The sequence below is a fragment of the Nocardioides sp. genome (assembly GCF_035503875.1).
Taxonomy (GTDB): domain Bacteria; phylum Actinomycetota; class Actinomycetes; order Propionibacteriales; family Nocardioidaceae; genus Nocardioides.
The window spans coordinates 263,233-284,793 of sequence record NZ_DATJTA010000054.1; the positions used below are offsets into that span (position 1 = coordinate 263,233).

The 21,561-nt window shown below is 73.1% G+C and carries 15 protein-coding genes; 11 read left to right on the forward strand and 4 right to left on the reverse strand.

Features of this window, described 5'->3' with window-relative positions; genetic code table 11:
* The first annotated feature begins 80 nt into the window (after nucleotides 1–80).
* Nucleotides 81–1,166, forward strand: coding sequence for an inositol-3-phosphate synthase (locus VMF51_RS13775; RefSeq protein ID WP_325475013.1), 1,086 nt, complete (start codon nucleotides 81–83; stop codon nucleotides 1,164–1,166).
* Nucleotides 1,167–1,323: 157 nt separating this feature from the next.
* On the opposite strand, the gene VMF51_RS13780 is transcribed toward VMF51_RS13775, so the two are convergent.
* Complete coding sequence (locus VMF51_RS13780; RefSeq protein WP_325475014.1) at nucleotides 1,324–2,871, reverse strand: helicase HerA-like domain-containing protein; 1,548 nt, start codon at nucleotides 2,869–2,871, stop codon at nucleotides 1,324–1,326.
* A 64-nt stretch (nucleotides 2,872–2,935) separates the two neighbouring features.
* Here VMF51_RS13780 and VMF51_RS13785 point away from each other — a divergent pair, with 64 nt between their 5' ends.
* A complete protein-coding gene (locus VMF51_RS13785) occupies nucleotides 2,936–4,093 on the forward strand; it encodes a hypothetical protein (protein ID WP_325475015.1) in 1,158 nt (385 codons plus the stop codon).
* A gap of 31 nt (nucleotides 4,094–4,124) precedes the next feature.
* Here the strand turns inward: VMF51_RS13785 and VMF51_RS13790 are convergent, their stop codons facing one another.
* The gene (locus VMF51_RS13790) at nucleotides 4,125–8,066 is read right to left on the reverse strand and encodes an Ig-like domain repeat protein (RefSeq protein ID WP_325475016.1); all 3,942 of its coding nucleotides are present in this window, start codon (nucleotides 8,064–8,066) and stop codon (nucleotides 4,125–4,127) included.
* A gap of 74 nt (nucleotides 8,067–8,140) precedes the next feature.
* Nucleotides 8,141–9,664 (reverse strand): CCA tRNA nucleotidyltransferase, encoded by a 1,524-nt coding sequence (locus VMF51_RS13795; protein ID WP_414689469.1) that lies wholly within the window; start codon nucleotides 9,662–9,664, stop codon nucleotides 8,141–8,143.
* Here VMF51_RS13795 and VMF51_RS13800 point away from each other — a divergent pair.
* From VMF51_RS13800 to trxA, 7 genes are all read left to right on the forward strand, one after another.
* Nucleotides 9,663–11,969, forward strand: coding sequence for a DUF6049 family protein (locus VMF51_RS13800; protein WP_325475018.1), 2,307 nt, complete (start codon nucleotides 9,663–9,665; stop codon nucleotides 11,967–11,969). The genes VMF51_RS13795 and VMF51_RS13800 overlap by 2 nt on opposite strands.
* Nucleotides 11,966–13,654, forward strand: a complete 1,689-nt coding sequence (murJ, locus tag VMF51_RS13805) for a murein biosynthesis integral membrane protein MurJ (RefSeq protein WP_325475019.1) — start codon at nucleotides 11,966–11,968, stop codon at nucleotides 13,652–13,654. Before VMF51_RS13800 ends, murJ begins: the two co-directional genes overlap by 4 nt.
* A gap of 76 nt (nucleotides 13,655–13,730) precedes the next feature.
* Entirely contained in the window at nucleotides 13,731–15,542 is a 1,812-nt protein-coding gene (locus VMF51_RS13810; RefSeq protein ID WP_325475020.1) for a protein kinase family protein, read from the forward strand.
* Nucleotides 15,539–16,219, forward strand: a complete 681-nt coding sequence (gene sigM, locus VMF51_RS13815; RefSeq protein WP_325475021.1) for an RNA polymerase sigma factor SigM — start codon at nucleotides 15,539–15,541, stop codon at nucleotides 16,217–16,219. Before VMF51_RS13810 ends, sigM begins: the two co-directional genes overlap by 4 nt.
* Before the next feature lie 60 nt (nucleotides 16,220–16,279).
* Nucleotides 16,280–17,074, forward strand: a complete 795-nt coding sequence (locus VMF51_RS13820) for a hypothetical protein (protein ID WP_325475022.1) — start codon at nucleotides 16,280–16,282, stop codon at nucleotides 17,072–17,074.
* Between the two features lie 98 nt (nucleotides 17,075–17,172).
* Nucleotides 17,173–18,183, forward strand: coding sequence for a thioredoxin-disulfide reductase (gene trxB / locus VMF51_RS13825; RefSeq protein ID WP_325475023.1), 1,011 nt, complete (start codon nucleotides 17,173–17,175; stop codon nucleotides 18,181–18,183).
* An 87-nt stretch (nucleotides 18,184–18,270) separates the two neighbouring features.
* On the forward strand, nucleotides 18,271–18,597 hold the full coding sequence (gene trxA / locus VMF51_RS13830; RefSeq protein WP_280637362.1) for a thioredoxin: 327 nt from the start codon (nucleotides 18,271–18,273) through the stop codon (nucleotides 18,595–18,597).
* Between the two features lie 9 nt (nucleotides 18,598–18,606).
* Here trxA and VMF51_RS13835 read toward each other — a convergent pair whose 3' ends face one another.
* A complete protein-coding gene (locus VMF51_RS13835; protein ID WP_325475024.1) occupies nucleotides 18,607–19,290 on the reverse strand; it encodes a GNAT family N-acetyltransferase in 684 nt (227 codons plus the stop codon).
* 97 nt (nucleotides 19,291–19,387) lie between these two features.
* Here VMF51_RS13835 and VMF51_RS13840 point away from each other — a divergent pair, with 97 nt between their 5' ends.
* Together VMF51_RS13840 and VMF51_RS13845 are read left to right on the forward strand one after the other, a co-directional pair.
* Nucleotides 19,388–20,707, forward strand: a complete 1,320-nt coding sequence (locus VMF51_RS13840; RefSeq protein WP_325475025.1) for a PLP-dependent aminotransferase family protein — start codon at nucleotides 19,388–19,390, stop codon at nucleotides 20,705–20,707.
* A gap of 53 nt (nucleotides 20,708–20,760) precedes the next feature.
* Complete coding sequence (locus tag VMF51_RS13845) at nucleotides 20,761–21,522, forward strand: lysophospholipid acyltransferase family protein (RefSeq protein WP_325475026.1); 762 nt, start codon at nucleotides 20,761–20,763, stop codon at nucleotides 21,520–21,522.
* Nucleotides 21,523–21,561: the final 39 nt, after the last annotated feature.

Consider the following 21,561-nt stretch of genomic DNA (forward strand, 5'->3'; position numbering starts at 1 on the left):
GCCGACCCGGCCGGCACCAGACCTAGACCACACAGTCCCAGACAGACGTCATCCCCAGCGGTGACAGGAGAGGAATCCCGATGGGTTCGGTTCGCGTAGCAATCGTGGGAGTCGGCAACTGCGCCAGCTCCCTCGTCCAGGGCGTCGAGTACTACAGGGACGCCGACCCGAGCGGTAGCGTCCCGGGCCTCATGCACGTCGCCTTCGGCGACTACCACGTCAAGGACGTCGAGTTCGTCGCCGCCTTCGACGTCGACGACCTCAAGGTCGGCAAGGACCTCTCCGAGGCCATCAACGCCTCGCAGAACAACACCATCAAGATCGCCGACGTCCCGACCCTCGGTGTCGAGGTGCAGCGCGGCCCGACGCTCGACGGCCTCGGCAAGTACTACCGCCAGACCATCGACGAGTCCGGCGCCGAGCCGGTCGACGTCGTGCAGGTCCTCAAGGACCGGCAGGTCGACGTGATGGTGTCCTACCTCCCGGTGGGCTCCGAGGAGGCCGACAAGTTCTACGCCCAGTGCGCCATCGACGCCGGCGTCGGCTTCGTCAACGCGCTGCCCGTCTTCATCGCCTCCGACCCGGTGTGGGCCAAGAAGTTCGAGGACGCCGGCGTCCCGATCGTCGGCGACGACATCAAGTCCCAGGTCGGCGCCACCATCACGCACCGCGTGATGGCGAAGCTGTTCGAGGACCGCGGCGTGGTGCTGGACCGCACCTACCAGCTCAACGTCGGCGGCAACATGGACTTCAAGAACATGCTCGAGCGCGAGCGCCTGGAGTCCAAGAAGGTCTCCAAGACCCAGGCCGTCACGTCCAACCTGACCGGCGAGCTCGCCGGGAAGGTCCACGACAAGAACGTGCACATCGGCCCGTCGGACCACGTCGAGTGGCTCGACGACCGCAAGTGGGCCTACGTCCGGCTCGAGGGTCGCGCCTTCGGCGACGCCCCGCTGAACCTCGAGTACAAGCTCGAGGTCTGGGACTCCCCGAACTCCGCCGGCATCATCATCGACGCGCTCCGCGCCGCGAAGATCGCGAAGGACCGCGGCATCGGCGGCCCGATCATCTCGGCGTCGTCGTACCTCATGAAGTCCCCGCCGGTGCAGCTGCCGGACGACGAGGGTCGCCGCCGCGTCGAGGCCTTCATTGCCGGTGACGAGTGAGTGACTGAGTCACTCCGCTGATCCGCACGGAGCCCCGTCCGACCCCACCAGGTTCGGGCGGGGCTTCGTCGTTCTGCCGAGTCGGCAGAAGTTGCGCGTCGAGTCGGCAGTAACTACTGCCGACTCGAGGGGTAACTTCTGCCGACTCGGCGGTGGGTCAGCGGCGGCCGGTCTTGAACATGCCCCGGGCGATCTCGCGGGCGGCGGTGCGGGCGAACTGCTTGAACGCCGAGGACCCGACGACCTGCTCGACGACGCTCTTCTCGGTCTTCTTCCGCGGCTGGGGCGCGGGCGACCTGGCCGGCTCGGCCTGCTCGGCCTGTTCGGCCTTGGCGGCCCCGGCTTCGAGGCGGGCGGCCAGCAGCTCGCGCGCCGACTCCCGGTCGATGGCGGCGCCGTACGTCGCCTGCCGCGGGCTGGCCGCCACGGTGGCGGTCAGCAGGTCGGGGTCGCACGGGTCCATCCGGGCCTCGGGCGCGCGCAGCCGGGTCGCGGCGACCGGGGTGGGAGCGCCGTCCTCGTCCATCACCGTCACGACGGCCTCGCCGGTGCCGAGGCCGGTGATGACGGCGCCGAGGTCGGCGTACCCGCTGGTGGGGTAGGTGGCGACGGTCAGCTTCAGCGCCTTGGCGTCGTTGGGGGTGTGCGCGCGCAGGGCATGCTGGATTCGCGAGCCGAGCTGGGAGAGCACGTCGTCGGGTACGTCGGTGGGCCGCTGGGTGACGAAGAAGATGCCGACGCCCTTGGAGCGGATGAGCCGCACGGTGCGGGCGACCTGGTCGAGGAACTCCTCGGAGGCGTCGTCGAAGAGCAGGTGGGCCTCGTCGAAGAAGAAGACCAGCTTCGGCCTCTCCACGTCGCCGACCTCGGGCAGGTCGTGGAAGAGGTCGGCCAGCAGCCACATCAGGAAGGTGGAGAACAGGGCAGGTCGGTCCTGCAGCTGCGGCAGCTCCACGAGCGAGATCACGCCCCGGCCGTCCTCGGCGAGGGCCAGCAGCTCGGCGGAGTCGAACTCCGGCTCGCCGAAGAACGCGTCCGCCCCCTGGTCCTGCAGGCCGACCAGCTCGCGCAGGATGACGCCGGCCGTCGCCGAGGAGAGCCCGCCGAGCTCCTTCAGCTCGGCCTTGCCCTCGTCGCTGAGCAGGTGGGCGACGACCGCCCGGAGGTCGGCGAGGTCGAGGAGCGGCAGACCGGCGTGGTCGGCATAGTGGAAGACCAGTCCGAGGCTGGACTCCTGGGTGGCGTTGAGACCGAGGACCTTGCTGAGCAGCGTGGGACCGAACGCGCTCATCGTGACCCGCAGCGGGACGCCCTCCCCGACGCCGCCGAGGGCGTAGAACTCGACGGGGAAGCCGGTGGCCGTCCACTGCTGGCCGAGCGTCGCGGCCCGGGCCGTCAGCTTCTCGCTCGGGGTGCCGGGCTGGGCGAGTCCGGAGAGGTCGCCCTTGAGGTCGGGGGCGAAGACCGGGACGCCCTGCGCGCTGAGCTGCTCGGCGAGCAGCTGCAGGGTGCGGGTCTTGCCGGTGCCGGTCGCCCCGGCGACCAGGCCGTGCCGGTTCAGCATGCCGAGCGGCACCCGGACCGGTACGCCGGCCAGCCCGCCGTCCTCCAGGAGCAGGCCGCCCAGCTCGAGGACCGGCCCGTCGAAGGCGTAGCCCGCCGCGACGGCCTGGGCGATCGGGTCGGTGGACTCGTCGGTGCTCACCTCTCGCACCCTACGACCGGCCCCGGCCCCCGGGGCACTAGCGTCTTCGCGGGAGGTGGTGGCGATGGGCGCCGAGATCGTGCTGGTGAGTGGCAGGCGGCTGACGCGGGGCGTCCTGGAGCAGCTGTTCTCCGACCCGGGCGTCCGCTCGGTGCTGGGCGAGGCCACGCTCGCGGGCAGCCCCGAGGAGCACCTCCGGGTCACCCGGATCGACACCGCGCGGCTCGAGCTCCTCCTCTACGGACCGCAGGAGAGCCGCACCGGCGGCGGGGTGGCGGCGTACACGACGGAGCTCGGAGTGGCTCGGCCCACCGACGCGGCCGGGAGCACCTGGTGGACCCGCTTCGAGATCACCCGCGGCGCCGACGACGAGGCGGCCGTCCACGTGCTGTCCGCCGTCCTCGCGGCGCTCGCCGGAGCCAGCTCCGGGCACGTCGTCGCCGACGGACAGATCGTGGAGCTCGACGGGGTCGCCCCGCCCGCTCCCGCCGAGCCCGCCCCCGCGGCGGCCCCGGCGCCGGACCTCAGCAGCGGACGCGCCTACCTGACCGTGCTGCTCCCCTTCACCGCGCCCGACGAGGCCGGCTGGCGGCGGACGCTGCAGGTGGTCCACGCCCTCACCGCCGACGTACCCGACCTCTGGCCCGGCTCCGTGCAGGTCGACGGCGAGTGGCGGCCGTTCACCGCCACCGACCCGCCCCCGCCGTGGTGGCCCTCCGAGCAGTGGCTCGCGAGCGCCGAGCCGCCGGCCACCTGGGAGCTGGCCGTCGCGAGCGAGCCCGGACGCCGGCTCAGCCAGGTCTCCCTGACCGCCACCGTCGACCCCGCCACCACGGGCCGGCTGCTGCTCGCCCTGGCGGCGCTCGACGCCACGTACGCCTTCCTGCACCACTGGACCCCCGCCGAGCGGCTGCCCGCCGGCGCGACCGGGCTGCGGCACGACGACGCCGACGACCCCGCCGACGTCCCCTGGGTGCTGCTCTCCGAGGACGACCTGACCGCCGGGCTGCCCGGCGTCTACTGGGCGCAGATCGTCGGCCCGGAGCTGGAGGCGCTGATCGGGCGCGACCGGCTGGCCGCCACACCGGCGCACCGGGTCGAGGAGGTCGGTCCGCACCGCTGGCTGATCCAGCTGACCCCGTCGGCCACCGACGTCGTCGACGACCTGCCGCGCGTCCTGGAGGCACAGCGGCGGGTGCGCGAGCACCTGCGCGTGGGGTGACCCCGGACGTCCGTCCGGGGTCACCCGCCGGTCAACGGACCCGGTACTTCCCGCGCACCACGCTGCGGTGGCCCGCACGGTCGGTCGCGACAGCGCGGTAGACGATCACCTTCCCGCGCTTCTTCCGGGTGGTCTTGACGACGCAGGTGTCGACGCCCGACCACCGGTCACGGGCCGCGCAGCGCAACGTCCGCGGGGCGGCGTACGTCCGACCGGGCTGGACGCCGCGCACGCGCACCCGCGGTCCCTCGAGGTCGATGCGGATGCCGGTCACGACCACCGTCGCCACCGTCCCGTCGCGGGCGAACACCTCACGGATGATCGTCCGCCCGCCGCGGCGGTTCGCGTCGAGCACCACGGGAGCGGGGCACGTCTCGATCAACGGCGCCGTCCCGGGCGTGCAGCGGAACGTGACCGTCACCGGCCCGCGGTACCAGCCCGCCGCCGAGCGTCCGGAGGCGCTCGAGAGCGTGTACCGGATCGTCGGGTCCACCCACGCGACGGTGTGCTCGGACGCGGCGTGGTCGGTGCTGCCGACGTACCTCGCCCGGATCCGGTGCTGGCCACCGACGGTGCCGCGGTCGCGCACCAGCACGGCGGTCATCACCCCGCCGATCCCCTCGTTCAGTGCGGCGGTCCCGAGGACGGTCGCGCCGTCGGAGAACTCGACGAGACCGGTGGGGCGGCCGCCGCCGGGAGCGAGGACGCTCACGGTCGCCACGAGCGCCCGGCCGCGGACGTCGAGGTCGACCGCGGTCGAGGCGGCCGAGACGACGATGCTCTGCTCCGCCTCGGCCGCCTCGTGGTCGGCGTCGCCCGGCCAGGTGACCGTGAGCTCGCAGGTCCCGGCGTGGTCGAGCACGACGTCGCCCTCGTCGGTGTGGCAGACCGCGGGCGAGTCCACGGCCACCTCGACGTCGCCGCCGGCGGGCACCGTCGTCGCGGTCACGTCGTAGCGCTGGCCGACCACGCCCGTGGCCGGGCTGGTCACCGTGACGGAGCCCGGGTCCTTGCGGACCACGACGGTCTGGGTCACGGTCGGCGCCGCCTCGTACGACGCGTCGCCCTCCTGGTCGGCCCGGATCACGCAGCTGCCCGCGTGGTCGAGGCGGACCTCGCCCGCGTCCAGCGAGCAGACGCCGGCGGACGCGGGATCGATCGAGAACGTCACCGGGTTGCCGGACCCGCCGCCGGTGGCCTCCGGCTCGTAGGTGCTGCGCAGCGGCGCCGCGACCGGCGGGAGGGAGACGAAGGTGATCGCCTGGGCCAGCTTGGCGACGGTGATCGTCTCGCGCACGGTGTTCGGCGCGTAGTCGTCGTTCGAGATGTCGGCGACGACCTCGCACTCGCCGGGCGCGAGGAAGCTGACCTCGCCGGTCGAGTCGTCGTACGAGCAGGCCGTGCCCTCGCCGGCGTCGATCCGGAACCAGGCGTCCGGTGCACTCACCGCGGGGGTGTAGGTGCCACCCACCCGGCCGGGCTCCGGCTTCGTCGAGATGAACTCGAGGGTGCCCGCCCCGATCGTGATGTTCTGCGTCCGGGACGCGGTCCAGTAGCGCTCGTCTCCTCCCTTGGTGGCCCGCAGCCGGCAGGTGCCGACGTGGTCGAAGGTCACCTGGCCGGTCGCGGCGTCGTAGGTGCACGGGTAGGTCATGAACGTCGGCGGCATCGGGTTGCCGGTGATCTCGAACGTGATGTCGTACGACGACGGCCCGCCGGTCGCGGTGGGGGTGTAGGTCCCGCCCACCGTGGCGTCGACCGGGGCGGTGCTGGTGAAGCTCACCGTCTGCGCGAGCTTGTCGACGTACACGTCCTGCCGGGCCGTCGGGGCGGCGGCGTGGTCCGCGTCGCCCGCCTGGTCGGCCAGGACCGAGCACACGCCGCCGATCAGGAAGGTGACCACCCCGGACGTCGCGTCGAGGGTGCACACGGCGGCCGAGTCCGGGTGGATCGACAGCGTGACCGGGTTCCCCGAACCGCCGCCCGTCACGGTCGGCGTGTAGGTGTCGTCCGGCGCGGCGCCGGTCGGCGGCGTCCCGAACGAGATGGTCTGCAGGCGCTTGCCGACCTCGATCTCCAGCTCCTGGCTCGCGGCACCGCGGGCGGCGTTGGCGGCCACCACCCGGAACTCGTAGGTCCCGGTGGCGGTCGGCGTCCCGGCGAGCTCACCCGTCGTCGCGTCGAGCGCGACGCCCGGCGGCAGCTCGCCGTACGCCCGGAAGGTCACTGCGCCGCCGTCGTTCCCGGCCGCGTCGAAGTCGTAGCCGTCGTACGCCGTGCCGACGTTGCCGGTGCCGGGGAAGTCGGTCACGGCGTCGAGGGTGGGCCGGGGCACGTAGACCCCGACGCCGACCGGGTCGTCGATCGCGGCGACCGTCGTCGGTGTGCCACCCGCCGCCGGCACGGAGAGGAGCTCGTCGTCTCCGGAGGCCGCGACGAGGACGTCGCCGTCGAGGGCGAGGGCGACCCGCTCCGGCCCGCCGATCCCGGACGCGAGCGCGACGCTCGGGTCGTCGCTCCCGACCCGGTGCACGCTGCCGGAGACCGAGTCGGCCACGAGGAACGAGCCGTCCGGCCCGGCGGCGAGGCCGGAGACGAAGCCGAAGGGAGCACCGACCGGCGAGCCGGTGGCGGTCTGTACGACGAGACCCGTCGTGGGCGCGACCTGGAACGCGGCGTACGTCTCGGTCAGGTCGTCGGCCGCCAGCGCGGTGAAGGCGTACAGCGGCGAGGCGTCGAAGGGCGCGACGGAGCCGTCGGCCGACACGATCCGGACGTCGGTCCCGCCGGACCCGTCGTCCACCGCGGCGAGCAGCCGACCGTCGGGCCGCAGCGCCAGCGCCTGCACGCCGTGGGCGAAGGAGGTGAGCTCGGAGCTGGTCGACCCGTCGCCCGACAGCTCGACCAGGCGGTCGCCGGTCGCGACCACGACCTCGCCGTCGTCGCGAACCACGACGTCGGAGACGGGATCCAGGCCGGACGCGACGGTGACGGTCTCGGAGCCGCGGACCCGGACGACGTCACCGCCGGCGGTGCCGACGAACGCGTCGCCGACCTCCGCCGGCGAGACGGGTACGACGGCGACGCCGGACGGGTGCAGCAGGTCGGCCGAGTCGAGCATGTCCGTCTGGGCGGACCGGTCCGGAGACACCCGGACCACGCGGTTGTTGACCCGGTCGGCGACGTACGCCGCCCCGTCCACGCCCAGCGCGACCGCGGCCGGCTCGTCGAGATCCTCGCCGAACGAGGTCCGGCCGCCGGTCCCGTCGGTCTCCCACACGAGGTCGTTCCAGGTCTCGGCGACGACCAGCCGGTCGTCCGGGGTCACGGCGAGACCGGACATGTTCCGCGGCTGCACGGTCGACGGGTCGAGCGAGGGGTCGTAGGTCAGCTCGGGGACGGCCCGCTGGTCGGAGCCGTCGTACTCCATCCGGGTGGTGCTGCTGTCGCAGCAGTCCACGGCGACGATGTCGCCGTCGGAGAGGACGCCGAGGCCGGCGTAGTTGGGGTACGGCGACTCGTAGACGTGGAGCTCGAGGTCGCCGCCGGTCAGCGGCACCCGGCCGATGCCGCCCCACCCGGTGCCGCTGAAGAGCACCCCGCCGGCGCCGTCGAGCGCGAGGTGCGTGACGCCCCAGGCCCCCTGGTACGGGTTCAGGTCCTCCGGCTCGCCGCCGTCGGCGGGGATCCGGACGATCTTCGCCCGGATGCTGTCCGCGACGACGACATCGCCCTCCGGGGTCACCACCAGGCCCGCGGGCTCCCCCAGACCGGTGGCCAGCTCCCGGATCGGACCGCCGTCCGCGGGCTGCACCACGACCCGGTCGTGCCCGGTGTCGGACACGACGAGGTCACCCGCCTCCAGCCCGAGCGGGACCGGGGCGGCCGAGGCCGGGGCGGCCGGTCCGACCAGGGCGAACGAGGAGACGACGAGGGCCAGCGCGGCAGGAGCGGCGGAGCGTATGCGCAACACGCCCACGGACGCTAGGAGTTCCGCCCGTTCCTGGGGTCGGATTCACCCAAGAGGACGAGGTCGGTCCAGACCGGTCAGCGCTCGGCCGCCCACGCCAGCAGGGCGGCGCGCGCGTCCTCCTCGCTCATCGGACCGTTGTCCATCCGCAGCTCGAGGAGGAACTTGTAGGCCGCGCCCACCTCGCGGCCCGGCCCGATGCCCAGGATCTCCATGATCTGGGTCCCGTCGAGGTCGGGCCGGATGGAGGCGAGCTCCTCCTCCTCGGAGAGCCGCGCGATCCGCTCCTCCAGCTCGTCGTAGGTACGACGCAGCCGGTCGGCCTTGCGCTGGTTGCGGGTCGTGCAGTCGGCGCGGGTGAGCACGTGCAGCCGCTCCAGCTGGTCGCCGGCGTCGCGGACGTAGCGGCGTACGGCGGAGTCGGTCCACTCTCCGGTGCCGTAGCCGTGGAAGCGCAGGTGCAGCTCCACCAGCTTGCTGACCGACTCGATCTGGTCGTTGGAGAAGCGCAGCGCCTTCATCCGCTTGCGGGTCAGCTTCGCGCCCACCACGTCGTGGTGGTGGAAGGTGACGGTGCCGTCGTCGACGAACTTCCGGGTGCGCGGCTTCCCCACGTCGTGCATCAGCGCCGCGAATCGGGACACGAAGTCCGGCTCGCCGCCGAGCCGGTCCTCGAGCGCGATCGCCTGCTCGAGGACGGTCAGGGTGTGCTCGTAGACGTCCTTGTGACGGTGGTGCTCGTCGCGCTCCAGCGAGAGCGCCGGGAGCTCGGGCAGCACCTGCGCGGCCAGGCCGGTCTCGACCAGCAGCTGGAGGCCGAGGCGCGGGTACGGCGCGCAGATCAGCTTGACCAGCTCGTCGCGGACCCGCTCGGCCGAGATGATCTGGATCCGGTCGGCCATCGCGGTCATGGCGGCGACGACCGACTCGTCGACGGTGAAGCCCAGCTGGGCGGCGAACCGGGCCGCGCGCATCATCCGCAGCGGGTCGTCGGAGAAGGAGTCCTCGGGGCGCCCGGGCGTGCGCAGCACCCGGTGGGCGAGGTCCACCACGCCGCCGTACGGGTCCTCGACCTCGCGGCCCGGCAGCCGCACCGCCATCGCGTTCACGGTGAAGTCACGGCGACCCAGGTCGCCGTCGAGCGAGTCGCCGAAGTCGACCTCGGGCTTGCGGGAGGACGGGTCGTACGACTCGGAGCGGTACGTCGTCACCTCGACGTCCCACTCGCCCTTGCGGCAGCCGATGGTGCCGAAGGCGCGGCCCATGTCCCAGATCGCGCTGCCGCGATCGGAGCGTGCCCACGTCCGCAGCAGCCGCTCGGTCTCGTCGGGCCGGGCCGACGTCGTGAAGTCGAGGTCGTTGTGGTGCCGGCCGAGCATCGCGTCACGCACCGGACCGCCGACCAGCGCGAGCTCGTGCCCGGCCGCCTCGAAGAGCGCGCCGAGCTCGTCGATCACGGGGGCGATCCGATCCAGCTCGGTCGCCACGGACCGCTGTACCTCGGCAAGGTTCAAGGGCGGCAGGACGACGTCGGGCACAGCGGGTGAGTCTACGAGGTGGCGCCGCAGGCTCAGACTCCCGGCGGATAGAGTCGAGTGCATGCTCCGCCCCCTGTCGCTGCTGCCTGCCCTCGTGCTGGCGGCGACGACCTGGGTGGGCTGGAGCGGACCCGCCGAGGCGGCCCAGGCGGCCCGGCCCGACGACCCCGACGCGCCGCTGTCGGTGAGCATCGAGACGATGTCGCCGTCGACCGTTCCGGACCGCGGCCCGGTCGTCCTCACCGGCCGGGTGACCAACGACAGCGACGTCACCTGGTCGACGATCAACCTGTACCCGTTCATCTCCGCCCAGCCCCTCACCACCCGCACCGAGCTCGTCGAGGCGGCGGCGACCCCGCCGTCCGCGTCGGTGGGCGACCGGGTCACGACGCGGGGGCCGTACTTCACCGTCGACGAGCTGGCCCCCGGCGACACCGCGTTCTACACGGTCCGGGTCCGCAGCGCCGACCTGCGCGCGCACGTCGCCGAGAAGGGCGGGGACCTCGAGGCGAACGCGGGCGCCTACTGGTTCGGCGTGCACGCCCTCGGCCGCAGCGCGACCGACGCCGGCACGAGCGCCCCGACCGCGGACGGTCGCGCCCGCACCTTCCTGCCGCGCGTGGGCGGTACCGAGCGTCAGGTGAAGACCGCGCTGGTCGTGCCGCTGCGCGCCGGGATCGAGTACGACGACGACGGCTCGATCGCCGGCCCGGCGGCCTGGTCGTCCTCGCTGGCCACCGATGGGAGGCTGGGCGGTGCGGTGCGGTTCGGAGCGGCGGCCGGCAGCCGCCCGCTCACCTGGCTGATCGACCCGGCCCTCACCGACGTCACCGCCCGGCTCGCCGCCGGGAACCCCGGACGCTCACTCGGCTTCACCGTCGACCCCGAGGCCACCGAGGATCCCGACCGGCAGCTCGCCGATCCCGAGGACCCCGCGGAGACCCCGCCCCCCGAGACCGAGACCCCGCTGCCCTCCCCGGAGACCTCCGCCGCCGGCGAGGACGGCTCGGACGAGCAGACGGAGGAGGAGGCGCCGAAGCAGCCGACCGCCGTCGAGGAGGCCGCCGCCCGGTCCGCGACGGCCTGGCGCGACCGGCTCGGCGACGCCCTCGAGTCGGCCGAGGTCCTGGCCCTGCCGTACGGCGACCTCGACGTCCCGGCCGCGGCGGCGCACGACCCGGCGGCGTACACCCGGGCGCGGCAGCGCTCGGGATCCACGCTGCAGCCCTGGGAGGTCCCGACCAGCCCGGCGCTGGGCGGACGGACCTTCCTCGACCCGGACTCCCTCGAGCTGGCCGGCGACGACGAGACGCTGCTCGGCTCCGACCTGATGGTCCCGGAGCTCGGCGCCGAGGCGCCGACCGTCGTCACGGTCGACGGTCGCCGCGTGGTCCTCGCGTCCACGGCCGCGGCGAGCGGTGGTCCCGGCCCCGACGACCCGCTCGCGGGGGTCGCCGTACGCCAGCGGATCCTCGCCGAGGCCGCCGTACGCCGCCAGGCCACGCCGCGCGAGCCGTTGGTCGTCGTCCTGCCCAGCGGCTGGTCCGCGGACGACGCCGACGGCTTCTTCGACGGCCTCGAGCAGCCCTGGCTGGACCTGACCACCGTCGCGGACGTGGTCGACGAGCGGGCCACGGAGCTCGATCCCGCCCAGGTCGACTACCCCCGCGTCCAGGAGCGACGGCAGCTCGACGCCTCCGTCTTCGCCTCGGCCCGCGAGCTGAGCGAGGCGGGCACCACGCTGCAGTACCTGCTGACCCGCAACGACACCGTGGGGCGCGAGGTGAGCGACCAGGCGCTGGCCTCCCTCTCGTTCGCGAGCCGCGCCGATCCCGACGCCGCCCGATCGAGCAACGCGGCGTCCCGTGAGGTGCTGGAGGAGCTGCTCGCCGGGGTGCGGATCGAGGCGCCGCGCCAGGTGACGCTGTCCAGCGCGAGCGGCCGGTTCTCCGCGACCCTCGAGAACACCCTCGACCAGCCGGTGACCGTCCGGGTCCGGGCCGTCGCCGAGGAGCCGATCACCATCACGATGACCGAGGAGGACGTCACCCTGCCGCCGCGGAGCCGGCGCAGCGTCCTGCTCACCGCCTCCACCGAGCAGCAGGGAGTCCACAACATCACCCTCCAGGTCACCGACATGGCCGGGACGATCGTCGGCACCAGCGACCGGCTCCCGATCCGCGCCGCCCAGGTCAGCAACGTCATCTGGCTGATCATCGGCACCGGTGGCGCGCTGCTGCTGGGCGCGATCGGGGTCCGCCTCGCGCGGCGGATCCGCGCGGCCCGTCGTACCTCCGGCGCCGGCGAGGGTCCCGAGGACACCCGCCACGAGGCCGAGGCCACCGAGCAGACGCCCACCCCCGCATGAGCGTCCCCGACACGAGCGCCCGCGAGGACGCGGCCGAGACCGACCGCAAGATCCTCAGCGCCAGTGCGGTGATGGCGGCCGGGACCATCGTGTCCCGGCTGAGCGGCTTCGTGCGCTCGGCGCTGCTGGCCGCCGCGCTCGGCGCCTACCTGCACGCCGACATCTTCACGATCGCCAACACGATCCCGAACATGCTCTACATCCTGCTGGCCGGCGGCGTCTTCAACGCCGTCCTGGTCCCGCAGCTGGTCCGCGCGATGCGCGACGACCCCGACGGCGGGGAGGCCTACACCAACCGGGTGGTCACCCTGGCCGCGCTGTTCCTCGGCGCGGTCACCCTGCTGCTGGTGCTCGCCGCCCCGCTGGTGATGTCGCTCTACCTCGACTCGCAGTACGACGCCCCCGACCTGGCCGCGCACCGCGAGTCGATCATCGACTTCGCCCGGCTCTGCCTGCCGCAGGTCTTCTTCTACGGCATGTTCGTGCTGGTCGGGCAGATCCTGAACTCCCGCGGGAAGTTCGGGCCGATGATGTGGGCGCCGATCGCCAACAACGTCATCTCGGTGCTGGTCCTGGTCGTCTACCTGCTCACCTTCGGCCCCGCCGAGGGCGATGACCGGTTCGGCGCCTTCACCCCGGGCCAGGAGCTGCTGCTCGGCATCGGATCGACGGCGGGCATCGTGGCCCAGCTGCTGATCCTGGTGCCGTTCCTGCGCGCCGCCGGGTACACCTTCCGGCCCCGCTTCGACTTCCGGGGCACCGGTCTCGGGCACACGATGCGGCTGGCGGTGTGGACGGTGCTCTTCGTCATCGTCAACCAGGTCGCCTACACCGTCGTCGTCCGCCTGGCCTCCAGCGGCACCGTCGGCGGCATCGAGGGCGGCACCGGCTACATGGTGTACTCCTCCGCCTTCCTGATCGTGATGGTCCCGCACTCGATCATCACCGTCTCTCTGGCGACGGCGATCCTGCCGCGGCTCTCGGCCCGCGCGGCGGAGGGCGACCTCGCCGGGCTGGCCCGGACCCTCACCGGCAGCCTGCGCACCGCCCTCGCCGTGGTCCTGCCCTTCGCGGCGCTGCTCCCCGTGGTGGCGCCGTACATCGCGCAGGTGGTGTGGGGCCACGGCGCCGCGGCCGACGACTTCGACAGCTACGTCCCCACGCTGGCCCTCTTCGGGCCGGGGGTCGTGTTCTTCACCGTCCACTACCTGATGCTGCGCGGCTTCTACGCCCTCGAGCGCACCCGCACGGTCTTCTTCATCCAGTGCTGGGTCGCGGCGACCAACATCGCCGTCGCCCTGGTGCTGGTGCTCAACACCGGCGCGAAGCAGACGTCGCCGGCGCTGGTGATCGCCTACTCCGCGTCGTACGCAGTCGGCGCGGCGATCTCGTACGGCGTGCTCCGCCGGGTCCTCGGCGGCCTGCGCACCGGCGAGCTCGTCCGCTTCCTCGTCCGGCTGCTCGTCGCCACCGCGATCTCGACCGGCATCGCCCTCGCCGTGGCCTGGCCGCTGCAGCGCGCGATCGAGGACTCCTCCTGGCTGCCGGCCCTCCTGGTCGGTGGGCTGGTGACCGTCGTCGACGTCCTCGCGTTCCTCGTGCTGGCCCGACTGCTGCGGCTGCGCGAGGTCACGTCCGTGCTGCAGACCGTGACCCGCCGCCGTCCGCCCGCGCACCGGGCCTGACCCGGCCTACGATGAGGCGGGGGCCCGCGAGCGCCCCGCCGCCGTCCGCCCGCCGTCGGAAAGGAGTCGCCGCCTCGTGCCGCACTCGAACCGACCCGGCGACGTCCTCGCCGGCCGCTACCGGCTGGTCGACCTGCTCAGCGAGAGCGGCAACGGCCGGTTCTGGCGCGCGCACGACCGGGTCCTGGAGCGGCACGTCGCGCTGCACGTCATCGCCGAGGACGACGAGCGCGCGGCCGGGCTGGTCGAGGCCGCGCGGATGTCGGCGACGGTGCTCGACCCCCGGTTCCTGCGCGTCCTCGACGCCGAGCGCACCGGGGGCCTCTGCTACGTCGTGAACGAGTGGGGCTCCGGGACCTCCCTCGACACCGTCGTCGCCACCCACGGTCCGCTCCCGGCCCGGCGCGCCGCGTGGCTGGTGGCGGAGGTGGCCGACTCGATGGCCGTGGCCCACGACGCCGGGGTCGCGCACGGCCGGCTCGCGCCGGAGAACGTGCTCATCGACCAGACCGGCGCGGTGAAGGTCATCGGCTTCTCGGTCGACGCCGCCCTGCACGGGCTGGCCCCGGGCCGGATCGGGACCGACGTCACGGATCTCGCCGGGCTGCTCTACTGCGCGCTCACCGGTCGCTGGGCCGGCGTCTCGACCTCCGCCGTACCCCCGGCTCCGCAGGAGCACGGCCGGGTGCTCCGTCCGCGCCAGGTCCGCGCCGGCGTACCCCGTCCCCTCGACGCGCTGTGCGACGAGGTCCTCAACCCCTACTCGGCGACCCGCGGCCGCGAGGACGTCGACCTCGGGACCGCGCGCGGGATCGCCGACCTGCTCACCGAATTCGTCGGCGACCCCTCCGGTCTGGCCGAGCAGCTCGCGCTGTCCAACCTCCGCCCCGGCGAGACCGTGGTCCTCCCGCAGGTGCCGGAGATCGCCGTCCGCGAGCCCGACCCCGCGCCGGCCCCGCCGGAACCCGAGCCGGAGCCCGAGCCCGCCGCCGATCCCGAGCCCACCCGGGCCGGGCTGCCGATCTTCGGCGACGACATCGACGACGTCTCCTGGCTCGACGCCCCGGACACCGCGCCGCCGCCCCCGCCGCCGTTCGAGAGCCCGCCCGAGCGGCCGCTCTTCGCTCCCGAGCCTCCCGACGGTGGCCCCGCGCGCCAGGTCCGGCCCTCGGTCACCGCCCGCGAGGCGCAGGACCGCGCCGAGTACTGGCCCTGGGAGGCCACCGACCCCGGCCGCACCTCCGGCACCGGGATCACCCCCGTCGTCGACGACGTGCCGGGGCGCAGCTGGCTGCGGCTCGCCGCCGGCATCGCCGCGGCGCTCCTCCTGCTGGTGGCCGTGGTCATCGCATTCAACCTCGGGCGGGGCAAGACCCCCCTCGGCACCGAGCCCGACGACGACCCGACCCCGTCCGCCTCCCCGACGCCCACGGCAGAACCGACGCCGGTCGAGGGGATCACCGCGACCGCCTTCGACCCGCAGAGCGACGACGGCGTCGAGAACGACGACACGGCGGGCAACGCCGTCGACGGCGATCCGGCGACCACCTGGCAGACGTCGGGCTACTTCGACCAGCTCGGTCCGCCGCCGGGGCTGAAGACCGGCGTCGGCCTCGTCGTCGACCTCGGCGGCGAGCAGGCTGTGCGCGAGGTCGACCTGCGGCTCGTCGGGGAGCCCTCCGACATCAGCCTCTACGTCACCGCCGACCGGCCCACGGACGTGGACGGGCTCGAGCCGGTCCTGCGCCAGTCGGTCGGCACCTCCGACACGCTGACCCTGGAGCAGCCGGTGTCCGGGCGCTACCTCGTCGTCTGGTTCACCGCCCTGCCGGAGGTGGGGGGAGACTTCCGCGGCGAGGTCGCCGAGATCGCGGTCCGGGCCGGATGAGCGAGGACCTTCGCACCGACGCCGACCTCCTCGCCGCCCACGTCGCCGGGGACACGTCGGCCTTCGGCGTGCTCTTCGCCCGGCACCGCGACCGGCTTTGGGCGGTCGCCGTACGCACCATGGGCAACCCGGAGGACGCGGCCGACGGTCTGCAGGACGGCATGATCGCGGCGTACCGGCGTGCGGGCTCCTTCCGCGGCGACGCCGCGGTGACCACCTGGCTCCATCGGGTCGTCGTGAACGCCTGCCTGGACCGGCTGCGCGCCGCGAAGGTACGACGCACCGAGGCGCTGCCCGACGACCTCGAGGAGTACGCCGGCCGCGGGTCGATGGTCACGTCCGTGACCGAGTCGGGCTCCGACGCGGGTGATCCCGCCGACCTCTCGGTGCGCGCCGAGCGACGACGCGCTGTGCTCGCCGCGCTCGCCCTGTTGCCGGCCGAGCAGCGGGCGGCCCTGGTCCTGGTCGACATGGAGGGCTACTCGGTCGCCGAGGTGGCGCAGATGCTCGACTGCCCGGAGGGGACGGTGAAGTCCCGGTGCTCCCGGGGCCGGACCCGGCTGGCCGCGCTGCTCGGCGCCCTCGCCCCGCGAGTGGACGAGGGTCACACCCCGTCCAGGAACCCTCGAGCGGCGGCCGCCGTCCGACCTGGGGAGGGCACGACGGCACCTCCGTAGGCTGGATCGTCGTACCCACCCGTTCCCCACCCGTTCCCCACCCGTCGAGAGGAGGCGCAGATGCCCGATCCGGATCCGCAGGCCCACGATCGCGAGGACGACGTGCGCCGACTCCTCGCCGAGGCGCGGCACGACGGCCCGGTCCCCGTCAACGTCGCCGCCCGGCTCGACCGGGTCCTGGAGCAGCTCGCGGCCGTGGGTCCGGTCGAGGTCGTGTCCGAGCAGGAGCCCGCCGAGGACCTCGACGACCTGGACGCTCACCGGCGCCGCCGCCGCGCGCGCAACCTGCTGCTCGCCGCGGCCGCCGTCGTGGTCGTCGGCGTCGGGCTCGGACAGCTCGGCGGGCCGGCGACCGACTCGGGATCGGACGGGAGTGCCGCCGGCGGCTCGTCGTACGTCACCACCTCGGACGCGGACGCGTCGGAGGCCGTGCCCCAGGACGAGAGCCTGCCGTCGGCCGAGAACTACTCAGGCAGCCTCGCGAAGCGCCTGCGCGCACCCGAGCCGACCTCCCCGCGGCCTGTCGTGGTCCGGGACCGCGACTTCGCGTCCACCGACCGGCTGCGTGCGCTGCGCGAGCTGTCGACCATGACCCGATCCCTCGGATCGACCGTCGAGGAATACCCGGCGGACGCCCGTGCCGGAGACCGACCCATGTTGGACAGCGCCGGGCGCGCCTCCTGGTACGCCTGCAAGTCCGGCCCGTACGGCGAGGGCCACCTGGTCGCCGTGCAGTACGACGCCCACCCGGCCGTCCTGGCGATCCGGCCGGCGACGGGCGACTCGACCGTCGTCGAGCTGCTCCGCTGCGGCAGCGGCGCCGTCCTGCGCTCGGCCACGGTCCCGCTCTCCTGAGCGCCGCCCGACCGAGCGTCGGCACGGCCCCGCGCGGGGAATGCCCCTCGCCTACGATCGGTTCTGCAGGTGCAAGCTCATCGACTCGAGAGGACGTCATGTCCGAGACCCGCAACGTGATCATCATCGGCTCCGGGCCGTCCGGCTACACCGCAGCGGTGTACGCCGCGCGCGCCAGTCTGCAGCCCCTGGTCTTCGAGGGCTCGGTGACCGCCGGCGGTGCCCTGATGAACACCACCGAGGTCGAGAACTTCCCCGGGTTCCGCGACGGCATCATGGGCCCGGCCCTGATGGACGAGATGCGCGCGCAGGCCGAGCGCTTCGGCGCCGAGCTGGTGGCCGATGACGTGGTCGAGGTCGACCTGACCGGTGACGTGAAGGTGGTCAAGACCGCCACGGACACCTACACCGCTCGCGCGGTGATCCTGGCGACCGGCTCGGGCTACCGCAAGCTCGGTCTGCCGAACGAGGAGGAGCTCTCCGGCCGCGGCGTCTCGTGGTGCGCGACCTGCGACGGCTTCTTCTTCCGCGAGCAGCACATCGCCGTGGTGGGTGGCGGCGACTCGGCCGTCGAGGAGGCCACCTTCCTGACCCGGTTCGGCTCGAAGGTCTCGCTGATCGTGCGGCGCGACGAGCTGCGCGCCTCGAAGATCATGCAGGAGCGGGCCTTCGCCGACCCGAAGCTCGAGATCGAGTGGAACTCCGTCATCGAGACCATCAACGGCACCGACCGCCTCGAGTCCGTCACCCTCAAGGACACCGTCACCGGCGAGACCCGCGACATGCCGGCCACCGGCCTGTTCATCGCGATCGGCCACGACCCGCGGTCGGAGCTGCTGACCGGTCAGGTCGACCTGGACGACGACGGCTACGTGCAGGTCCGCCACCCCTCGACCGCGACCAACCTGCCCGGCGTCTTCGCCGCGGGTGACCTGGTGGACCACCACTACCGCCAGGCGATCACCGCCGCCGGCACCGGGTGCGCCGCGGCCCTGGACGCGGAGCGCTACCTCGCCGATCTCGACCACTCGGCGGCCACCGCGGCGGAGGCCCAGGACGCCGTCGCCTCCTCGGCCGTCTCCGAGCAGGTTCAGACCGCGGGCCTGTGACCACCGGCCGGGGAACATCCGGCTCAGGCATCGCGTTCACCCAGTACTGACTTCCGACGCACCAGGCATCCAGAGAGAGGGACAACCGTGGGCAACATCTCCGCTGTGACCGACGCCGAGTTCGAGGCGCAGGTCCTGAAGTCCGACAAGCCGGTCCTCGTGGACTTCTGGGCCGAGTGGTGCGGTCCGTGCCGCCAGGTCGCCCCGATCCTCGACGAGATCGCCGGCAGCCACGGCGACAAGATCACCTTCTTCAAGATGAACGTCGACGAGAACCCCGTCACGCCGTCGTCGTACCGCGTCACCGGCATCCCGACGATCAACGTCTACCAGGGCGGCGAGGTCGTGAAGACGATCGTCGGCGCCCGCCCGAAGGCCGCGATCCTCAAGGAGCTCGAGGACCTGATCAACTGATCCGGCACCTCACTCCGAGGCCCTCGGCACGCTCCCGCTCACGCGGGTGGGTGTCGGGGGCCTCGCCGGTTTCGGAGCCGGCCGTACGACGTCGACGAGCCGCTCGATCGCCGACTCCACCTCGTCGCGCCAGGTCAGCGCGGAGCGCAGGTCCATCCGCATCCGCGGGGACGTCGGATGCGGTCGCTGGGTCTTGAAGCCGACGCTGCCCAGGAAGTCGGCCGGCACCGTGCACCGGACCCGTTCCGTCACCGGCGACGCGCCCCCGTGACGCACATGACCGAACGCCTCCACCGCGGGGATCCCGCCGCGGCGGATCAGGTCGCGGGCCATCCCCTGCACCAGCAGCCGGCCGAGGCCGCCCCCGGTGCGCGCGGGATCGACGTACACGGTGGTCAGGAGCACGGCGTCCGGTGAGACCGGGGCCGTCGGGAAGCTCGCCGCCCCGGGGACGAACGCCTCCGGCGCGTAGACCGCCATCCCGGCGACGTCGTCGTCGACCAGGACCACCCGGCCGCACGAGCCCCACTCGCGCAGCACCTCGCTGAGCCACGCCTCCTTCTCGGCCGCCGCCTCCTCCGCGGGGACCCGGTCCCGGCGGACCGGGTCGAGCTCCCAGAACAGGCAGCTGCGGATCGACTCGGGCAGCCGCGCGAGATGGTCGACCGTGAGTCGCACCACCTTGCGGGACACCGTTCCTCCTCGTTCCGGCGGCTGTGACCGGAGGTACGCGCCCGAAACGCGGTCCGAGCGTGCGGACGGCGCGTCCATCGTTCATGCTAGAGGGATCATGGAGAACACGCCCGTACGTCCGCCCAGTGCCCGGCTCGACTCGTACGTCGACCGATACGCTGCGCGCACCGCGGGCATGACGGCCTCGGAGATCCGGGCCCTGTTCGCGGTGGCCTCCCGACCCGAGGTGGTCTCCCTCGCCGGCGGCATGCCGAACATCTCCGGCCTCCCCCTCGACGTCGTCGGCGGCGCCATCTCCGACCTGATCGCCCAGCAGGGGCCGGTCGCCATGCAGTACGGCTCGGGTCAGGGCGTGCCGGAGCTGCGGGAGCAGATCACCGACGTCATGCGGCTGGAGGGCATCGAGGCCCACCCCGACGACGTCGTCGTCACCGTCGGCTCCCAGCAGGCCGTCGACCTGGTCACCCGCGTCTTCTGCGACCCGGGCGACGTCGTGATCTGCGAGGCCCCGTCGTACGTCGGCGCGCTGGGGGTCTTCAAGGCCTACCAGTGCGATGTCGTGCACGCCGAGATGGACGCGGACGGTCTGGTCCCCGAGGCGCTGCGCCAGGCGATCGCGTCGGTCAAGGCCGCGGGCAAGACGATCAAGTTCCTCTACACGATCCCGAACTTCCACAACCCCGCCGGCGTGACCCTCTCCGCCGAGCGTCGCACGGAGATCCTGGAGATCTGCCGCAGCGAGGGCGTCCTGGTGCTCGAGGACAATCCGTACGGCCTGCTGGGCTTCGACCGCGACCCGATGCGCGCGCTGCGGGCCGACGAGGCCGACAACGTCATCTACCTCGGTTCGTTCTCGAAGACCTTCGCGCCCGGTTTCCGGGTGGGCTGGGCGCTCGCCCCGCACCCCGTGCGCGAGAAGCTGGTGCTGGCCCAGGAGTCGGCGACCCTGTGTCCGCCGCAGTTCTCGCAGATGGCGGTGTCGGCGTACCTCGCGAACCATGACTGGCAGGGCCAGATCAAGCAGTTCCGGGAGATGTACCGCGAGCGCCGCGACGCGATGGTCTCCTCGCTCGCCGACCTGATGCCCGCCTCGTGTCGCTGGAACGTCCCCTCGGGCGGGTTCTACGTGTGGCTCACCCTGCCGCCCGGGATCGACGCCAAGGGCATGCTGCCCCGGGCCGTCACCGCCCGGGTCGCCTACGTGCCCGGGACGGCCTTCTACGCCGACGGCTTCGGCAGCTCGCACATGCGGCTCTCGTTCTGCTACCCGACCCCCGAGCGCATCCGCGAGGGCGTACGCCGCCTCGCCGGCGTCCTCGAGGCGGAGATGGAGCTGCGGGCGACGTTCGGTCCCGCCGTGCCGGTCCGCCAGGTCGGTCCGCAGGGGTACGACGGCCCCAGTACCGACCTGAGCTGACACCCCGCCGGGACCCGCTCGGGCTCTCAGTCTCGACCTGTAGGTTCACCTCCGTGCGCGACCTCACCTACCCCCCGATCATCCTGGCGGCCAAGACCGGGTTCCGCCTGCTCGGGCAGCGGATCACGCTGACGGGTGCCGAGCACGTCCCGCGGTCCGGAGGCGCGCTGCTGGCGTTCAACCACGTCAGCTACCTCGACTTCATCTACGGCGGTCTCGCGGCGCACCCGTCCCGCCGCCTAGTCCGATTCATGGCCAAGCGGGAGATCTTCGACCACCGCGTCGGCGGACCGGTGATGCGCTCGATGCACCACATCGAGGTCGACCGCGGCGAGGGCGTGGCGTCGTACCGCTCGGCGGTGAAGCACCTGCAGGACGGCGAGGTCGTCGGGATCTTCCCCGAGGCCACGATCTCCCGGTCCTTCGAGCTCAAGGAGTTCAAGACCGGTGCGGTGCGCATCGCCGCGGCCGCGGGCGTCCCCGTGCTGCCCGTCGTCCTGTGGGGAACCCAGCGGATGATGACCAAGGACCACCCGCGCGACTTCGGTCGCGGGAAGTCCATCGCCATCACGGTCGGCGCTCCGCTGTACCCGTCCGGCGAGGATCCCACCGCCGAGACCGCCGAGCTGCACGCGACGATGGCGCGCCTGCTCGACGAGACGATCGCGGCGTACCCCGCCGACGAGCAGCCGCCCGGCTCCTGGTGGCTGTCGCAGCGCCTCGGCGGCTCAGCCCCGACGCCGGACGAGGCGGTCCGCCTGGACGCGGACGAGAAGCGCCGACGGGCCGAGAAGCGTCGCGCCGCCCGTCGTTGATCTATCAATGAAGCGATTAGTCGATTTGTCGACTTAACG

Excerpts from the sequence above, each read along its gene's own strand:
- VMF51_RS13775 (WP_325475013.1), top strand. The coding sequence starts at position 81 with ATGGGTTCGGTTCGCGTAGCAATCGTGGGAGTCGGCAACTGCGCCAGC.
- VMF51_RS13785 (WP_325475015.1), top strand. The coding sequence starts at position 2,936 with ATGGGCGCCGAGATCGTGCTGGTGAGTGGCAGGCGGCTGACGCGGGGC.
- VMF51_RS13800 (WP_325475018.1), top strand. The coding sequence starts at position 9,663 with ATGCTCCGCCCCCTGTCGCTGCTGCCTGCCCTCGTGCTGGCGGCGACG.
- VMF51_RS13795 (WP_414689469.1), bottom strand. The coding sequence starts at position 9,664 with ATGCACTCGACTCTATCCGCCGGGAGTCTGAGCCTGCGGCGCCACCTC.
- murJ (WP_325475019.1), top strand. The coding sequence starts at position 11,966 with ATGAGCGTCCCCGACACGAGCGCCCGCGAGGACGCGGCCGAGACCGAC.
- sigM (WP_325475021.1), top strand. The coding sequence starts at position 15,539 with ATGAGCGAGGACCTTCGCACCGACGCCGACCTCCTCGCCGCCCACGTC.
- VMF51_RS13820 (WP_325475022.1), top strand. The coding sequence starts at position 16,280 with ATGCCCGATCCGGATCCGCAGGCCCACGATCGCGAGGACGACGTGCGC.
- trxB (WP_325475023.1), top strand. The coding sequence starts at position 17,173 with ATGTCCGAGACCCGCAACGTGATCATCATCGGCTCCGGGCCGTCCGGC.
- VMF51_RS13840 (WP_325475025.1), top strand. The coding sequence starts at position 19,388 with ATGGAGAACACGCCCGTACGTCCGCCCAGTGCCCGGCTCGACTCGTAC.